General features: G+C 61.0%; 11 protein-coding genes. 9 read left to right on the forward strand and 2 right to left on the reverse strand.

Annotated elements, in window-relative coordinates; genetic code table 11:
- Nucleotides 1-946 precede the first annotated feature (946 nt).
- The 8 genes from H3H55_RS20990 (at nt 947) to H3H55_RS21025 (ending at nt 12,662) form a co-directional block, all read left to right on the forward strand.
- Complete coding sequence (locus H3H55_RS20990) at nt 947-5,455, forward strand: YadA-like family protein (protein ID WP_413463987.1); 4,509 nt, start codon at nt 947-949, stop codon at nt 5,453-5,455.
- A gap of 237 nt (nt 5,456-5,692) precedes the next feature.
- Nucleotides 5,693-6,301 carry an OmpA family protein gene (locus H3H55_RS20995; RefSeq protein ID WP_226800334.1) on the forward strand — a complete coding sequence of 203 codons (609 nt, stop codon included), beginning with the start codon at nt 5,693-5,695 and terminating at the stop codon, nt 6,299-6,301.
- Nucleotides 6,302-6,576: 275 nt separating this feature from the next.
- The gene (locus H3H55_RS21000; protein ID WP_193100047.1) at nt 6,577-6,879 is read left to right on the forward strand and encodes an H-NS histone family protein; all 303 of its coding nucleotides are present in this window, start codon (nt 6,577-6,579) and stop codon (nt 6,877-6,879) included.
- Between the two features lie 218 nt (nt 6,880-7,097).
- Nucleotides 7,098-7,811, forward strand: coding sequence for a Crp/Fnr family transcriptional regulator (locus H3H55_RS21005; RefSeq protein WP_226800335.1), 714 nt, complete (start codon nt 7,098-7,100; stop codon nt 7,809-7,811).
- Between the two features lie 59 nt (nt 7,812-7,870).
- Nucleotides 7,871-8,389, forward strand: coding sequence for an aldehyde dehydrogenase family protein (locus H3H55_RS21010; protein ID WP_193100048.1), 519 nt, complete (start codon nt 7,871-7,873; stop codon nt 8,387-8,389).
- Between the two features lie 911 nt (nt 8,390-9,300).
- Entirely contained in the window at nt 9,301-10,590 is a 1,290-nt protein-coding gene (locus H3H55_RS21015; protein ID WP_193100049.1) for an NAD(P)/FAD-dependent oxidoreductase, read from the forward strand.
- 17 nt (nt 10,591-10,607) lie between these two features.
- Nucleotides 10,608-11,165, forward strand: a complete 558-nt coding sequence (locus H3H55_RS21020) for a helix-turn-helix domain-containing protein (protein ID WP_048245547.1) — start codon at nt 10,608-10,610, stop codon at nt 11,163-11,165.
- A 150-nt stretch (nt 11,166-11,315) separates the two neighbouring features.
- Nucleotides 11,316-12,662: a glutamine synthetase family protein gene (locus H3H55_RS21025; protein WP_193100050.1), complete on the forward strand. Its 1,347-nt coding sequence runs from the start codon at nt 11,316-11,318 to the stop codon at nt 12,660-12,662.
- 23 nt (nt 12,663-12,685) lie between these two features.
- Here H3H55_RS21025 and H3H55_RS21030 read toward each other — a convergent pair whose 3' ends face one another.
- Complete coding sequence (locus tag H3H55_RS21030) at nt 12,686-13,879, reverse strand: FAD-dependent oxidoreductase (protein ID WP_193100051.1); 1,194 nt, start codon at nt 13,877-13,879, stop codon at nt 12,686-12,688.
- A gap of 150 nt (nt 13,880-14,029) precedes the next feature.
- Here H3H55_RS21030 and H3H55_RS21035 point away from each other — a divergent pair, with 150 nt between their 5' ends.
- A complete protein-coding gene (locus H3H55_RS21035) occupies nt 14,030-14,950 on the forward strand; it encodes a LysR family transcriptional regulator (protein ID WP_193100052.1) in 921 nt (306 codons plus the stop codon).
- Here the strand turns inward: H3H55_RS21035 and H3H55_RS21040 are convergent.
- Nucleotides 14,933-15,484 (reverse strand): GNAT family N-acetyltransferase, encoded by a 552-nt coding sequence (locus H3H55_RS21040; protein ID WP_193100053.1) that lies wholly within the window; start codon nt 15,482-15,484, stop codon nt 14,933-14,935. The two genes, H3H55_RS21035 and H3H55_RS21040, sit on opposite strands and share 18 nt — an antisense overlap.
- Between the last annotated feature and the right edge of the window lie 8 nt (nt 15,485-15,492).

The raw sequence follows: 15,492 nt of genomic DNA on the forward strand, positions 1-15,492 counted from the left end.
GTGTGTCCGTCACCAGATTCCAGATCTGGTGGCGACCGAGCGGTTCTGGGTCGATTTTCGATCGAGTGCTGTCTAGGGCTGGAACGAGGTCCGCGTATGCAGGGAGCAGCGGCGTGGAGTTGCCTCTGCCCTTGTAACCGATGACGTCACGGCATCAATCAATAAGTTAACGATGCTGCAGCCGGTCGGAATTCTCGATCGGGATTTCAATGCTTTATGCGGGTGGGGAACGTAGTAGTGCCTGGATCTGAGAGTCATTGGCGCATCGGTTTTTCCATAGGGGCGATGTAATCGTGGTTCATGGTGTGCACGAACGATTCGGTCAATCCATGACTCTGCGGAGCGCGTGTGGATGTAGTCGACGATTCGCGTCAGTTCCCGAGCGAAGCTGTAAGTGCGATGCTCGATATAGGTCGGCAGAGTGGTCGCCATCCTGTGGATTTCACGAGCCGCTCTACGTCATCGTACGGCTAGCCCGGCGACAGTTTGCCAATCGTGCGAACGGGCCGGTGAGCTTGTCGCCCGGAGTATGTAGCGCCCAGAGAGCATCGCAGACCACTTCTATCAATCATCTTCGGGTAGTGAGGGCGGGGCGTTATCCAGTTTTTTGCGACTGTACGTCCAGGTACGAGTCAACTTGAGGCGAATTGAGAATCCGCTACGGATTGTGTAGTGATAGTTGCTTGCTGAGAGTGTTTTATCAAGTTGCGTGCCGTCAAATACTGCCATATAGGCGAATTTGATTATTCGTTTGGTGAAAATTAATATTGTCTATTGATGGTGATGCGGGGGTATTTGGGGCTGGACTTCACGCCTATTGGAAATAACTTCCGGTTCGTGTTGTTGGTAAATTTAATCGCCTAATTATTTGTTTGAAAGGCGATATTTTTGTGTTCGCGCGAGAATTTTTGATATTTCATTATAAAAAATTAGGTATGTTAATTAAATGAACAAAACATATAAAACAATCTGGTGTGAAGCGACGTGGAGTTGGGTTGCGGTCTCCGAGCACGTGAATGGGGGGCGCGTTGGTGCAACGGCCACGGGTACGAATGATGAGCGTCCGATTCGTGCGAAATTGAGAGAGGTATCACTCGCGGCGCTTGCGGCATTTGGCCTGAGTTTTTTCGCATCGCCAGCGATGTCTGCTCCGACGGTCGCAAGTGCGGATTTGTGTTCAAACTATCAGGGCGGGCACGATTCCTTCAGTCAGGGAAATCCTGTTCTTTTTCCTAGCAATGGATGCACTAATGGCATAACTTCCTGGACAGGAGGGGCCGGAGTTGGTTCGCCGATTAACTGGATTGGTCTGTCAGCCGATGACACCCAGATCGTTTTGAACGGCAGTACGGGTCAGATTTCCTTCCGAGTCGACGGTGCCCTTGGCAATGTACTGACGATGAGCAACGTTGCAGGTGTGGGGCCGGTGGGTGGGGTGCTGTTGTCTGGTGTTGCCCCAGGCGCCGTGACAGCGACAAGCTCGGAAGCGGTCAACGGAAGCCAGCTCTATTCGTTGTCGACATCGGTGTCGAGCGGAATCACGAACATCTCTACGGCTTCAAGTGCCGTGACCGCTGCCGCCAGCTCACTTACGTCACTGTCGACGGGTCTGAGCACGACGAATAGCTCCGTGACGTCGCTGTCGACGTCGGCTTCGACGGGCTTGAGCACGACAGATAGCTCCGTGACGTCACTGTCGACGTCGGCGTCAACGGGTCTGAGCACGACGAATAGCACGGTGACGTCGCTGTCGACGTCGGCGTCGACGGGTCTGAGCACGACAAATAGCTCCGTAACGTCGCTGTCGACGTCGGCTTCAACGGGCCTGAGCACGGCGAATAGCTCCGTGACGTCACTGTCGACGTCGGCTTCGACGGGCCTGAGCACGGCGAATAGCTCCGTGACGTCACTGTCGACGTCGGCCTCGACGGGGCTGAGCACGACGAACAGCGCGGTAACGTCGCTGTCGACGTCAGCCTCGACAGGCCTGAGCACGACGAATAGCTCCGTGACGTCACTGTCGACGTCGGCTTCGACGGGTCTGAGCACGACGAATAGCTCCGTGACGTCACTGTCGACGTCGGCCTCGACGGGCCTGAGCACGACAAATAGCGCGGTAACGTCGCTGTCGACGTCGGCTTCGACGGGGCTGAGCACGACGAACAGCGCGGTAACGTCGCTGTCGACGTCAGCCTCGACAGGCCTGAGCACGACGAATAGCTCCGTGACGTCACTGTCGACGTCGGCCTCGACAGGTCTGAGCACGACGAATAGCTCCGTGACGTCGTTGTCGACGTCAGCCTCGACGGGTCTGAGCACGACAAATAGCTCCGTGACGTCACTGTCGACGTCGGCTTCGACGGGTCTGAGCACGACGAACAGCGCGGTAACGTCACTGTCGACGTCGGCGTCGACGGGTCTGAGCACGACGAATAGCTCCGTGACGTCACTGTCGACGTCGGCCTCGACGGGGCTGAGCACGACGAACAGCGCGGTAACTTCACTGTCGACGTCAGCCTCGACAGGCCTGAGCACGACGAATAGCTCCGTGACGTCGCTGTCGACGTCGGCTTCGACGGGTCTGAGCACGACGAACAGCGCGGTAACGTCACTGTCGACGTCGGCTTCGACGGGCCTGAGCACAACGAACAGCACGGTAACGTCGCTGTCGACGTCGGCTTCGACGGGTCTGAGCACGACGAACAGCACGGTGACGTCGCTGTCGACGTCGGCTTCGACGGGTCTGAGCACGACGAATAGCTCCGTGACGTCACTGTCGACGTCGGCCTCGACAGGTCTGAGCACGACGAATAGCTCCGTGACGTCGCTGTCGACGTCAGCCTCGACAGGTCTGAGCACGACGAACAGCTCCGTGACGTCGCTGTCGACGTCGGCTTCGACGGGGCTGAGCACGACGAATAGCTCTGTGACGTCGCTGTCGACGTCGGCTTCGACGGGCCTGAGCACGACGAACAGCACGGTGACGTCGCTGTCGACGTCGGCCTCGACGGGTCTGAGCACGACGAATAGCTCCGTGACGTCACTGTCGACGTCGGCCTCGACGGGTCTGAGCACGACGAATAGCTCCGTGACGTCGCTGTCGACGTCGGCCTCGACGGGCCTGAGCACAACGAACAGCGCGGTAACGTCGCTGTCGACGTCGGCTTCGACGGGTCTGAGCACGACGAACAGCTCCGTGACGTCGCTGTCGACGTCGGCTTCGACGGGCTTGAGCACGACGAATAGCTCCGTGACGTCACTGTCGACGTCGGCCTCGACGGGTCTGAGCACGACGAATAGCTCCGTGACGTCGCTGTCGACGTCGGCCTCGACGGGGCTGAGCACGACGAATAGCTCCGTGACGTCACTGTCGACGTCGGCCTCGACGGGCCTGAGCACGACGAATAGCTCTGTGACGTCACTGTCGACATCGGCGTCGACGGGCCTGAGCACAACGAACAGCACGGTAACGTCACTGTCGACGTCAGCCTCGACGGGCCTGAGCACGACGAACAGCAAGGTGACGTCGCTGTCGACATCGGCTTCGACGGGCCTGAGCACGACGAACAGCAAGGTGACGTCGCTGTCGACGTCGGCCTCGACGGGTTTGAGCACAACGAACAGCGCGGTGACGTCGCTGTCGACGTCGACCACATCGAGTCTGACCTCATTGTCCACTGGCCTGGGTGCAACGAACAGCAATGTGGCTTCGTTGTCGACGTCGACCGCAGCGAGCCTGACGTCGCTGTCAACCGGCCTGGGTGCAACGAACAGTAACGTCGCATCGCTGTCGACGTCGACGACATCGGGTCTGACGTCGCTGTCGACCGGACTGTCCGCCACGAGCAGCAATGTCAATTCGTTGTCGACCGGATTGAGTACGTTATCGACAGCAGTCAATGGTGGCGGAACGAAGTATTTCCACTCCAATTCGACTGAAGCAGACAGTCAGGCGCTCGGTGTGAATTCGATCGCCGTGGGCCCGAGTGCGATCGCGTCAGGTTCAAGCAGCGTGGCGATCGGCAATAGCGCGAGCGCGGGCGCAGATGATGCAGTCGCAATTGGCAAGACTGCTTTTGCGACCGGCGGTCAAGCCGTTTCGATTGGTGCCGCGAATACGGCTAGCGGTAACGGGGCGGTCGCGATCGGCGATCCGAACATTGCGACGGGCACCGGTGCAGTTGCCATGGGGGCCAACAACTCGGCGAACGGCCAGGGTGCTGTCGCGTTGGGTGATGCCAATTCGGCGACAGGCAACGGTGCGGTTGCGTTGGGAAGCGCGTCGACAGCAGCCGGTATCGGTGCGGTTGCGTTGGGATTGAACGCGATTGCGCACAATCCGAGCGATGTCGCGTTGGGCTCCGGCAGTGTAACGGCAGCAGCGAACCCCGTCGCCAGTGCGGTGATTGCCGGTCAGACGTACACGTTCGCAGGCGGAACGCCGGTCAGTGTAGTAAGTGTTGGTGCACCAGGATCGGAACGGCAGATTACCAATGTCGCGGCAGGCCGGATTTCCGCCACGTCGACTGACGCCGTCAATGGATCGCAGTTGAGTGCGATCACTCAGGCGTTGACATCTCTGTCGACTACGACGGCAAGCTCCTTGTCAACGACGCAAAACGGTCTGAGCTCTCTGTCGACGGGGTTGAGTGCGACACAAAGCGGTGTGGGCTCATTGTCGACAGGCCTGACTGCGACGACCAGCAATGTGACGTCGCTGTCTACCGGATTAACGACAGTAAGCAGTAGCCTCGCGTCCTTGTCGACAGGGGTTTCCAGCGGCGGAATTCGCGCAACGACGGTGGGTGGTACGTCACTGGGCAGTGGATCGAATGCGTCAGGAGATAACAGCACGGCAGTCGGCGGAGCAGCGTCGGCGACAGGCAGCAGTTCAACTGCGCTTGGCCAGGGATCGAATGCATCCGGAACCAACTCGGCGGCATTGGGTCAGGGATCGATTGCGTCGGGAAGTGGTTCAACCGCAACGGGCCAGGGAGCCAATGCATCCGGAACCGACTCAACCGCGCTTGGCCACAGTTCGACCGCGTCGGCGCCGAATTCCGTAGCGATCGGCGCGAACTCCGTTGCGTCAGAGCCCAATACAGTGTCGTTTGGCACGCCAGGCAATGAACGTCGTCTGACCAACGTCGCGCCCGGGATCAACGGTACGGATGCGGCGAATATGAATCAGCTCTGGGGCGTGCAGTCGAGCGTGAACCAGGCAGCCCGTCGTGCATATTCCGGTGTAGCGGCTGCGACGGCTCTGACGATGATTCCGGAGGTCGATCCCGGCAAGACAATTGCTGTCGGGATTGGTGCGGGCAGCTATCAGGGGTATTCGGCGACCGCGATCGGTGTATCGGTACGGTTCTCAGACAATGTGAAAGCCAAGCTCGGTGTAGGGATCGGCGCCGACGGCAGTACATACGGCGGAGGCGTCTCCTACCAGTGGTGACGAGCTGACGGGAGTATCCGGATCATCCTGTCCGAATACTCCCGACACAGCCGGGTTGAGTTAGTAAAACTGACTATTCTTGATATTCTTGAGATTACATCGATGTTACGATCAATTAACACCAGTTGGCTGGCGTCCGGCGTCATGACGCTGTCAGGCTCGGGTTTGCTGGCGTGCGCTGTAGTTGCGCTGGCAGGGTGTACGTCGGCATCGGGTCCGACGTACACGGCCCGGACGTTGAATTCGCCGAATGGAGAGAAGGCCTATCGCGTGGAGTGCTACGGTTTGCTTGAAGGCGCGGAAGTTTGCCAGCGAAAGGCGCAGGAAATTTGCAATCAGCAACCGGTGCGCGTTCTGCAGGGGATGGAGCCCTACGCGACGGGCGATGCCAAAGGCCAGGACACGCGCGAACTGACGTTCCGATGCGGTGACCCATCGGTAGCGGCCTCCGTTGCGCCGCCGATTACGCAGACGGCGACCCCGGCGACCCCGGCGATTGTGGCACGGAAACTTGCATTGAGCGGCGATGCCACTTTCGATTTCAACCAGTCCGCCCTGACATCGGCCGGCCGTGATCGGCTAGATAAATTGGTAAACGAGGAAGCAGGATCGAACTTCGGTACCGTCACGGTTAATGGTTATACCGATGGTGTGGGATCTGCCGCGTACAACCTCGGTTTGTCGGAACGTCGCGCCAGGACGGTGGTTGCCTATTTGAAAGACCGCGGACTCCATGCCACGCGGTTCGTTGCGCGCGGGTATGGCAGGTCGAATCCAGTCGCATCGAATGCGACGACGGAAGGCCGGTCACGGAATCGCAGGGTGGAAATCACGTTCGATTCGTGATCCTGACGTCAGACGTCCGGGGGCTGTCACCGGAGCAACGTGCGTGACACCCACGGAGATTCCGATGGGTGGCATGCCGTGGGCGGTGACCTCTGGTATTGCCGTCCGTGACAAATGCGGACCCAAATCAATCGAATCCAATCCGGTAGGTAGGCGCGCATTCGGTGCGCGTCAATTTTTGACAGTGCTTTTTAATTGTACGACGCCGTCGTCCGGGATGCGTGACGTATTTATCGGGATCCGTATTCTGTGTCTGAAAGCAGGAGGATGACGTCTTGGAAAGATATCTAGATCTCATCAAGCAGCAACGCGAGCTGCAACAGAAGGTCTTGGCAGCACGCGAGCGCGAGGTTGGCGAGGCAATTTCGATGATCATTAAAACCATGGTCACTTACGAAATTGGGATGTCTGAAATCCGCAAAGCGCTTGCGAAAGCGAATAACTTTCAGTCACGGCTCAAGCACTCACCGAAGTATATTGATCCGGCAACGGGCAGGACATGGTCTGGAAGTGGGCGAACACCAAAGTGGCTTATAGGCAAGAATTTTGACGACTATCTACTCTCGCAAGATCCGTGAGTATCTCCGTTATGGAGTTGACCCCAAGATAGTCAGGTGGCCCATTTCGGATGTGAGTCACTATGGTGCTACTTGTCATTCAAATACCGATGTTCTGGTCGTTGGTTGAGCTGTTCAATTTAATAAAACCGCTGTCACTTCTATGTATCCATTGATGTTGCCTCCGCCATCGCATGAGCTGACGTCGATTTCGGCTAGTTGAGATTGCTGGAGGTCGTATGCTGACAGACAAAGAGTGCGCTGAAATCATGCAGCGGATGTCCGAGGATTCTTGGTTCGGATCAATCGATTATCCGCTTCGAAGGGCAATGCTGGCGTGCTGCAATTTGAATCGAATTGGCAGGAGGCAGGTCGTTTTTCGTCAGGGCGACGCTTCTAACGGATTTTTCGGCTTGGTGCGAGGTGCCTTGAAAGCATCGACCGTGAGCGAGAGCGGCAAGGAAGCAGTACTTACAGTGCTGGGACCTGGTATCTGGTTTGGAGAAGCATCGTCCATTGACGGCATGCCACGCAGTCATGATGTCGCTACTATAACTCCAGCTGAATTCCTGGTTATTAAACAGAGTGATTTCGAAAAGTTGATGCTGGAGCCAGGCTTCGCAGCAGCCATCTCACGTCTGCAGGCTCGTCGAATGCGCGCGCTTTATGCGTTATTGGAAGACGCTACTTTACGCTCTACAAGAGCGCGGATTGTTCGACGTCTTCAACTATTGGCATATGGCGATGCAAATATGTCAACCATCGATCGGAGTGTCATTAATATCACGCATGACACATTGGCCATGATGCTGGGGATCTCGCGGCAGACTCTTGAGTTGGAGCTGAAAGAGCTGGAGAGTGGTGGTGCCATTTCATTAAGTTATGGGCGGATCGATATTATCTCCATGGTCATTCTGAAATCCATGGAGCAGGAAAAGGGTGGGGGCTGCTAGGTTAGTTAATCGGATTGGTGCATCGAGTACACCAAGGCCTCAATCTGGCCAACCGGGCGATGACGGAGCAAGGACACGAGAGGGTATTCTCGCTGTTCATTCCGTCTGCGAACGAGGTGGCCGGGATGTTGTTGTCCGATTCGCGTATCGCACTCGTGTCGTTTACGGGCTCAAGCGGGGTCGGTCGCAAAGTTGCGGATCTGGTTGGCCGGCAACTCGGCCGCCGCTACATGCTCGAATGCTCGGGTAACAATGGTTGCATCGTTGACGAGACCGCCGACCTGAAGCTGGCTGCGCGCTCGATCACCTTTGGCATAGTCGGCACGACGGGTCGGCGTTGCACGAGCACGCGCCGCATCATCGTCCAGCGCGGAGTAGCCGCCCGATTCACCGAGTTGCTGGCTGATGCATTCGGGCAGATCAAGGTGGGCGACCCTCGCGATCCGGATACCGTGGTCGGTCCGCTGATCGACCACGCTGCCGTCGATCGATTCGAGGCCGCAGTCGGACAGGCGGTGTCGCTCGGTGGTCGGGTCGTTTTCGGCGGCAATCGCATTAAATTAAAACGAGTTAATTAAAATGTGCCTCCCTGAAGAAGCGCGGGTCGCCCTGATAGCCGTCTCGATCGATGGCGTGAAGAATATTGATTTGCTTGTTAAGTCTCTGAAGGAATCGCATCCAAACGCGTTTCATTCCGAGGATTCGCTTGGCTCGCGGACTTTCTTTCATGAGCCGAAACATGGGGAGCCGCATCGTCGGTATCTATTTTCAATAATTGAGCGGAAGGTAGAGCGGGGGTGATAGTGGGGTTGCATTTCCGATGTTGTGCGTTTTGCGCACCGAACTGCTCGGTACCCACTGTTGACAACGTACGACGGTGGTGCGCTCGATCAATTCTTCATCGGAAATTGGGAACTCTAGACTTCACGAGTCGGATTTTTGGCGTTTATTTGAATATTTTTGTGATGATGCGTGATTCAAAGGATGAAACCTATTATCGAATCGATGATTGTAGGGCGATCGCAATTATTTACGTTGATGCTCGTCAGGTGGAAGGGGAATTTGTCGAGTTGACATTTACTCGGGGCGATATATCGCGTCTTATGAGTTTGAGTTTCCATCGTAAGAGACGTGTAAAACTCAAGGGCTTTAATGGGTTTGCTGTGCTAACGAATGGAGTGAGCCCTTATCGTTACATCTGTTTCTCACGCATGAGAGGAGTCAGGGATGCTGTCTCTGTGGCATACCCTTACGAAAAATTCGTCATATTATTGGATGCCGTTTCGAGAGAAATCAGATCAGCATAGAGCGCAACCCTAGTGGCTGATGGTCGAACAGGGGCGGTTCTGAGGTACCTTGCTTCGATTGCGAGCCGATAGCCGTATGCGGGATCCCCGTCGCTGCGCCGTTTTTCCGCGCGCTTGCCTCAGTGAAATTGACGTGCTAATTTTTCATGAAATTTAGCGAGGTGAATTTCACCGGAGTCCGCATGTTCGTGCAGTCCGACCGTCACGTCGCAAGCTACTACGCCGGCACCTATCCGGCGCCGATCCCGCGTCGTCCGGAGCTGGACGAACGCATCGACGCCGACGTGCTCGTCGTCGGCGCCGGCTTCAGCGGGCTGCATACGGCGTTGCGTCTCGCGCTCGCCGGCAAGCGCGTGGTCGTGCTCGAGGCGAGCCGCGTCGCGTGGGCGGCGTCGGGCCGCAATGGCGGGCAGGCGCTGCTCGGCTGGTCGTGCGACATGCAGCCGCTCGAGGATGCGCTCGGCCGCGACGGCGCACGCCTGCTGTGGGACAGCATGCGCTGGGCCGCGGCCGAGGTGCGCGAATTGCCCGGGCGGCACGGTTTCGACATCGATTACCGGCCCGGCAGCCTGTGGGCGGCGGTGCGGCCGCGGCGCGTCGCGATGCTCGCGCAGGCCCGCGACGAGGCCGCCGAGCGCTGGGGCTACGACCGGCTGCGCGTGATCGAGCGGGCCGAAATGCCGGCGTGGATCGGCGGCGGGCGTTATCTCGCGGCGCTCCACGATCCCGAGGCCGGCCACCTGAATCCGCTGAAGCTCGCGCTCGGCCTCGCACAGACGATCGAGCGCGCGGGCGGCCGTATCTTCGAGCAGAGCCGCGTGCTCGACTGCCGCGAGACGCCTGGCGGTCACGTCGCCCGCACGGCGCGCGGCGAAGTGCGCGCGGACGTGCTCGTGCTGGCCTGCAACGCGTACGTCGACCGGCTCGATCGCGATCTGGCGCGCCGGCTGCTGCCGGTCGGCACGTATCAGGTGGCGACCGCGCCGCTCGCGCCGGACGTCGCGCGTTCGCTGCTGCCGCAGAACAGCTGCGTGATCGACAACCAGTTCGTGCCCGACTACTTCCGCCTGAGCCCCGACAACCGGCTGCTGTTCGGCGGCGGCTGCACGTATCTCGGCGGCATCCCGGCCGATATCGCGGCGGCGACGCGTCCGCACCTCGAACGTGCATTCCCGCAACTGGCCGGCGTGCCGCTCGATTACGCGTGGGGCGGCCATATCGACATCAGCATGCGCCGCACGCCGGACATCGGCTGCCATGGGCAGCGTTTCTGGCTGCAAGGCTTCTCGGGGCACGGCGTGCTGCCGACGCTCGCCGGTGCGCGCGCGGTCGCCGACGCCGTGCTCGGCGACGAGCGCCTGCTCGCGCAATACCAGCGCATCCGCAATCCGCGCTTTCCCGGCGGCGACCGGCTCGCCGCGCCGCTGGAAGCGCTGGGCAAGGTTTGGTACCGTTTGCGCGATACCGTCTGACCGCACCGGAACCCATCATGAACGAACAGGAAGAGATAGAAAGTCTGGCGATCCTGATCCGCGACCTGCGCAAGCATCGCAAGGTCACGCTGAACGACCTTGCCGAGCGGATCGGCCGCTCGGTTGGCTTTCTGTCGCAGGTCGAGCGCGGGCTGTCGCGCCCGACGGTCGCGGATCTCACTGCGATCGGCGAGGCGCTCGGCGTGCCGACCACGTATTTCTACAGCCTGAGCAAGCCGCGCAGCGTGCCGTGGGTCACGCGGCCCGACGAGCGGCGCACCGTGTATTACGCGGCCGGCATTACCGACATCCTCGTGTCGCCGAACATGCGCTCGCGCTTCTCGATTCTCGAAAGCCATCTCGCGCCCGGCGCGAGCAGCGGCGAGCGGCCCGTCGACGACAGCGACGAGCAGGGCGGTTTCGTGCTCGAAGGAGAACTGACGATCTGGATCGACGGCGACGACACGCCCGTCACGCTGGGCCCGAACGATGCGTTCCAGCTTCCCGCGCACCGGCGCTTCCGTTACGCCAACCTGACCGACGCGCCGACGCGCGTGATCTGGGTATTCACCTGAGTTGTAGCGGGGCGGGCGGCGTTGCAGGCCGCCGCACCTCGCAGCCTGTTTGCAGTACTGATTTAAATGCGGCTGCGTTGTTCCGCGTACCGCATGAATCCGGTTCGCCGCGTTGCGGCACCGCCATACAAGACATGGAAAGGATGAGACATGGCTGACGTCGTTCCCGCGCTGGTCGGTGAAGTCCGCGCATTCCGGCAGGCGCACCCCGAGATCCGTTATGTCGACCTGATCTGCCTCGACCTGCCCGGGCATTTCTACGGAAAGCGCTACCCGATCGACGCGCTCGAGAAGGTCGCGTCGGGCTCGTTGCTGAAGCTGCCGCAGAATTGCGTGCTGCTCGGCACGCAGGGCGGCCTGTACAAGATCGGCGACTACTGCTTCAACGACGGCGACCCCGATGCGCCGCGCCGGCTGATCCCCGGCACGCTGAAGCCCGTGCGCTGGGAGCGGCAGCCGCTCGCACAGATGCTGATCAGCTCCGACGGCACCGATGCGCCGATCGAGTTCGAACCACGCGAGGTGCTGGCGCGCGTGCTGCGGCGCTTCGCGGCGCGCGGCATCCGGCCGGTCGTCGCGTTCGAGCTCGAGTTCTACCTGTTCGCCGCGCAACTCGCGGAAGGGATGCCGCAGTATCCGCGCGACCGCCTGAGCGACGACCGCGACGATCAGCCGAACATGCATATCGAGCGCCTGTCGCGCTTCTCCGACGTGCTGCACGAGATGGTCGAGGCCGCGTGCGAGCAGGGCGTCGACGCGACGGTGATCACGGCCGAGCTCGGGCCTGGCCAGTTCGAAATCAATTTCGGCCACACCGACGACGCGCTGCGCGCGGCCGACTGGTCGGCACTGTTCTGTCGCAGCACGCGCGGCGTCGCTCTGCAGCACGGCTATCGCGCGAGTTTCATGGGCAAGCCGTACCTGCATGCGCCGGGCAGCGGGATGCACGTGCACGTGAGCCTGTACGACGACGCGGGGCGCAACCTGCTCGCGGCGGACGGGCAGCGCCCGCTGCGGCACGCGGTGGCCGGATGTCTCGCGCTGCTGCCGCATTGCATGCCGGTGTTCGCGCCGAATCACAATGCGTTCCGGCGCTACGGATCGATGGTGAATGCGGCGAGCCGCGCGAGCTGGGGCTTCGAGGATCGCGATGCGTGCATCCGGATTCCCGAGTCGGATGCGCGCAACCTGCGGATCGAGCACCGGCTCGCCAGCGCGGATGCGAATCCGTATCTGGTGCTCGCGGCGATCCTTTCCGGGATGGAGCACGGACTCGATGCACGGATCGAACCGATCGCGCCGCTCAACGAGGATCGCGGCAGCGGGATCGATTTTCCGAAGGAGATGCTGTCATCGGTCGCGGCGATGCAGGATCATCCGGCCGTGCGCGAAGGGCTCGGCAGCGAGTTCGTGATGGTCTATTGCGAGAACAAGCGGCAGGAGGAGCTGGATTTTCGCAACGAGATCGGCGCGCGGGAGTATCGGTGGTTTCTGTGATTGCATGCCGCCGCCTGCGAGTCCTATCGATCGCGCATCTGCTCCAACGGCAGGTTCGCGCCCCACGCGTGCGCCAGGGAGTCGATTTCGGCAAGCGGATCGACCTGCCGTGCGCTTTCGTGCGTGTCGTTGCCGAATAGCCGGTGGGCGAAATCGCGGGCACGCAGGGTGATCGCCGTGGTTTTCAGGCTGCGTCGCATCGTGAACGACGCGAGTGCTGCGTCGAGGTCGCTGCCGTTGCCTTCCCCGTGCTCGTCGAGACAACGGGCGAGGTGCCACGCATCTTCGAGTGCCTGGCATGCACCTTGTCCTGAGGTGGGCAAGGGCGCATGCGCGGCATCGCCGATCAGCAGCACATTGCCACGGTGCCACACGTCGACCGGATCGAGATCGTGCACGCGAATCTTTGCGATCGTGTTCGGCGGCGTCGCGCGCATCACGTCCGCGATGGGTGCAGGCCACGCATCGAATAGCCGTTTCAGCATCGGCCCCGGATCGCCTTGCACCGTGTCGTTGCCGTCGCCGTCGCCGTCGCCGTCGGCTTCGGACCGTGCCGCGGCCCAGTACACGCGCTGCCGATCGATCGCGACGATACCGAACCGTTCGCGTGTGCCCCAGTAGTCGAATATCGACACTTCATCGACGAGCGGCGCGTCGCTCTGCGCGACGCCGATCCAGTTGACGAATCCTTGATAGACCGGCGTGTTGCTGCCGACGACATGGCGTCGCGCGACGGAGTTCATGCGGCCGTCCGCGCCGATCACGAGATCGGGCGCGATCGCCGTGCCGTTGTCGAAACGAACGACGGCGCGGCCGTCCGGCCCGGTGTCGATGGCCGTTGCGCAGTGGCCGAAGCAGACTTCGATGCCGCGCGCGGCCACGTGTCGCGCGAGCACGGCCTGCAGGTCGCGCCGCAGGATCGAGCGCGTCGGAAAACCCATGCGGCGGTCGAGTTGGCGGATATCGGTGAGCTTGAACGGGTTGCCGTGCCGGTCGATGCACCGCATCGCGCGCAGGTGGCCGCTGACCTCGACGATGTCCGGCAGGATGCCGAGCTGCGCCAGCACGAAACCGGCATTCGGCCACAGCACCACGCCCGCACCCATCGTCGAGTCGGATAGCCGGCGTTCGTACAGACGGATCCGGTGCCCGCGCCCGGCAAGCGCGAGTGCGGTGCTCATGCCGGCGACGCCGGCACCCAGAATTGCAATATCCATGACACTCCTTCCGTATTGTCGTGCGAGCGCTCGCTGGGTCGCGGGTTCGCGCTTCGGCGTCGCATTGACGGGACGAGCATCGTAAATTACGGTGTCTGGCGGGATAAGCCATGAAAAATGGCGGGCTTTGATACCTCAAACGGGATAATGATGCGTAGCAAGCTGGATCTGAATGCGGTGCGCGTGTTCGTGTCGGTCGTCGACGAGGGCAGCTTTGCGGGTGCCGCGCGTGCGCTTGCGTTGCCGGGTTCCAACGTGAGCCGCCATGTGGCACAACTGGAGTCGAGGCTCGGTGTGAGGTTGCTGGAGCGCAGCACGCGGCACCTTCGGATGACCGAGGCCGGGCGCCTGCTGCACGAGCGCGCGAGGCCGATGCTCGATGCGCTGACGCTGGCCGAATCCGAGCTGACCTCGCAGCAAACGGAGTTGCGTGGCGTGCTGAAGCTCTGCGTGCCCGGCGAAATCGGGCCGCGCATGCTCGGGCCGATCATCGCGGAATTCGCAAGCCGCCATCCGCGCGTCGAAATCGACTGCGATACCAGCCTCGCGGGCATATCGACGTTGCGCGACGACATCGACCTGTCGATCATCGTCAATCGCGGGAAGCTGGACGACAGCGCGTTCGTCGTCAGGCCGCTCGCGTGTTTGCCGAGCGTCGTCGTGGCTGCGCCGTCGCTCGTCGCCCGGACCGGGACGCCGACCCGGACGGAACAGCTCAGGCAATTGCCGTGCATCACGACGTTGAGCACGCTGAAAGGGCAGCCATGGCAGTTCGCCGATCGCGACGGGCGGATTCACAAGATTCCGGTCGCGAGCCGGTATCGCGTCAATAGCGGCGAGATGGCGGGATTGGCGGCGCTGAACGGAATCGGCTTCGCGATTCTCGTCGAGCGTGCGTGCGCGGCCGAGCTTGCTGACGGGCGGTTGCTGCGCGTGCCGCTGGAGATGGCACCGGCGCCGCTGGAACTGCTTGCCGCTTATGCGAGCCGCAATTCCGTCAACGCGAAGATCCGCGAGTTGGTGCGGATGATGCAGTTGCGTTTGGAGGCGGGGCTAACTATTCAGTCGTGAGGATTGCTTCGGCAGTGCGCGCCAATAGCGCACCTCCTCGATTGGCGTACCGTCGATCTCGAACGTCTTGATGTCGTCTTCCGCGACGAAACCCTCGCGTTCATAGAACGCCCGTGCACGACGGTTTTCGATCAGCACCCAGAGCGACACCCATGCGTGGCCCGCGTCGTGCAGCGATCGGCACGCATGGTCGACCAGCGCCGCGCCGATGCGTTGCCCGCAATGCGACGGATGCAGATAGATCGCTTCGATTTCACCCCAGGTGCGATCCTTGTCGGGGTCGCGTGTCGGACCGTATGCGATCCAGCCCGTCGGCTCGTTGTCCGTGAACGCGAGCGCGACGCGCGGCCGACCGGCATCGAGCGCATGGCGCCAGGCGGCCGTGCGCTTTTCGACCGACAGACCGGCGAGGAACGGGGCCGGCATGATGCCCGTGTAGGTTGCCTGCCATGACGCGACGTGGATGCTGGCGATGGTCGCGGCGTCGGCGGGCGCGGCAGCGCGGATGTCGATCGTCATCGTGTTCGGTGCCATGCGTGATC

The organism is Burkholderia sp. Z1 (genome assembly GCF_014893795.1).
Taxonomy (GTDB): Bacteria; Pseudomonadota; Gammaproteobacteria; order Burkholderiales; family Burkholderiaceae; genus Burkholderia; species Burkholderia theae.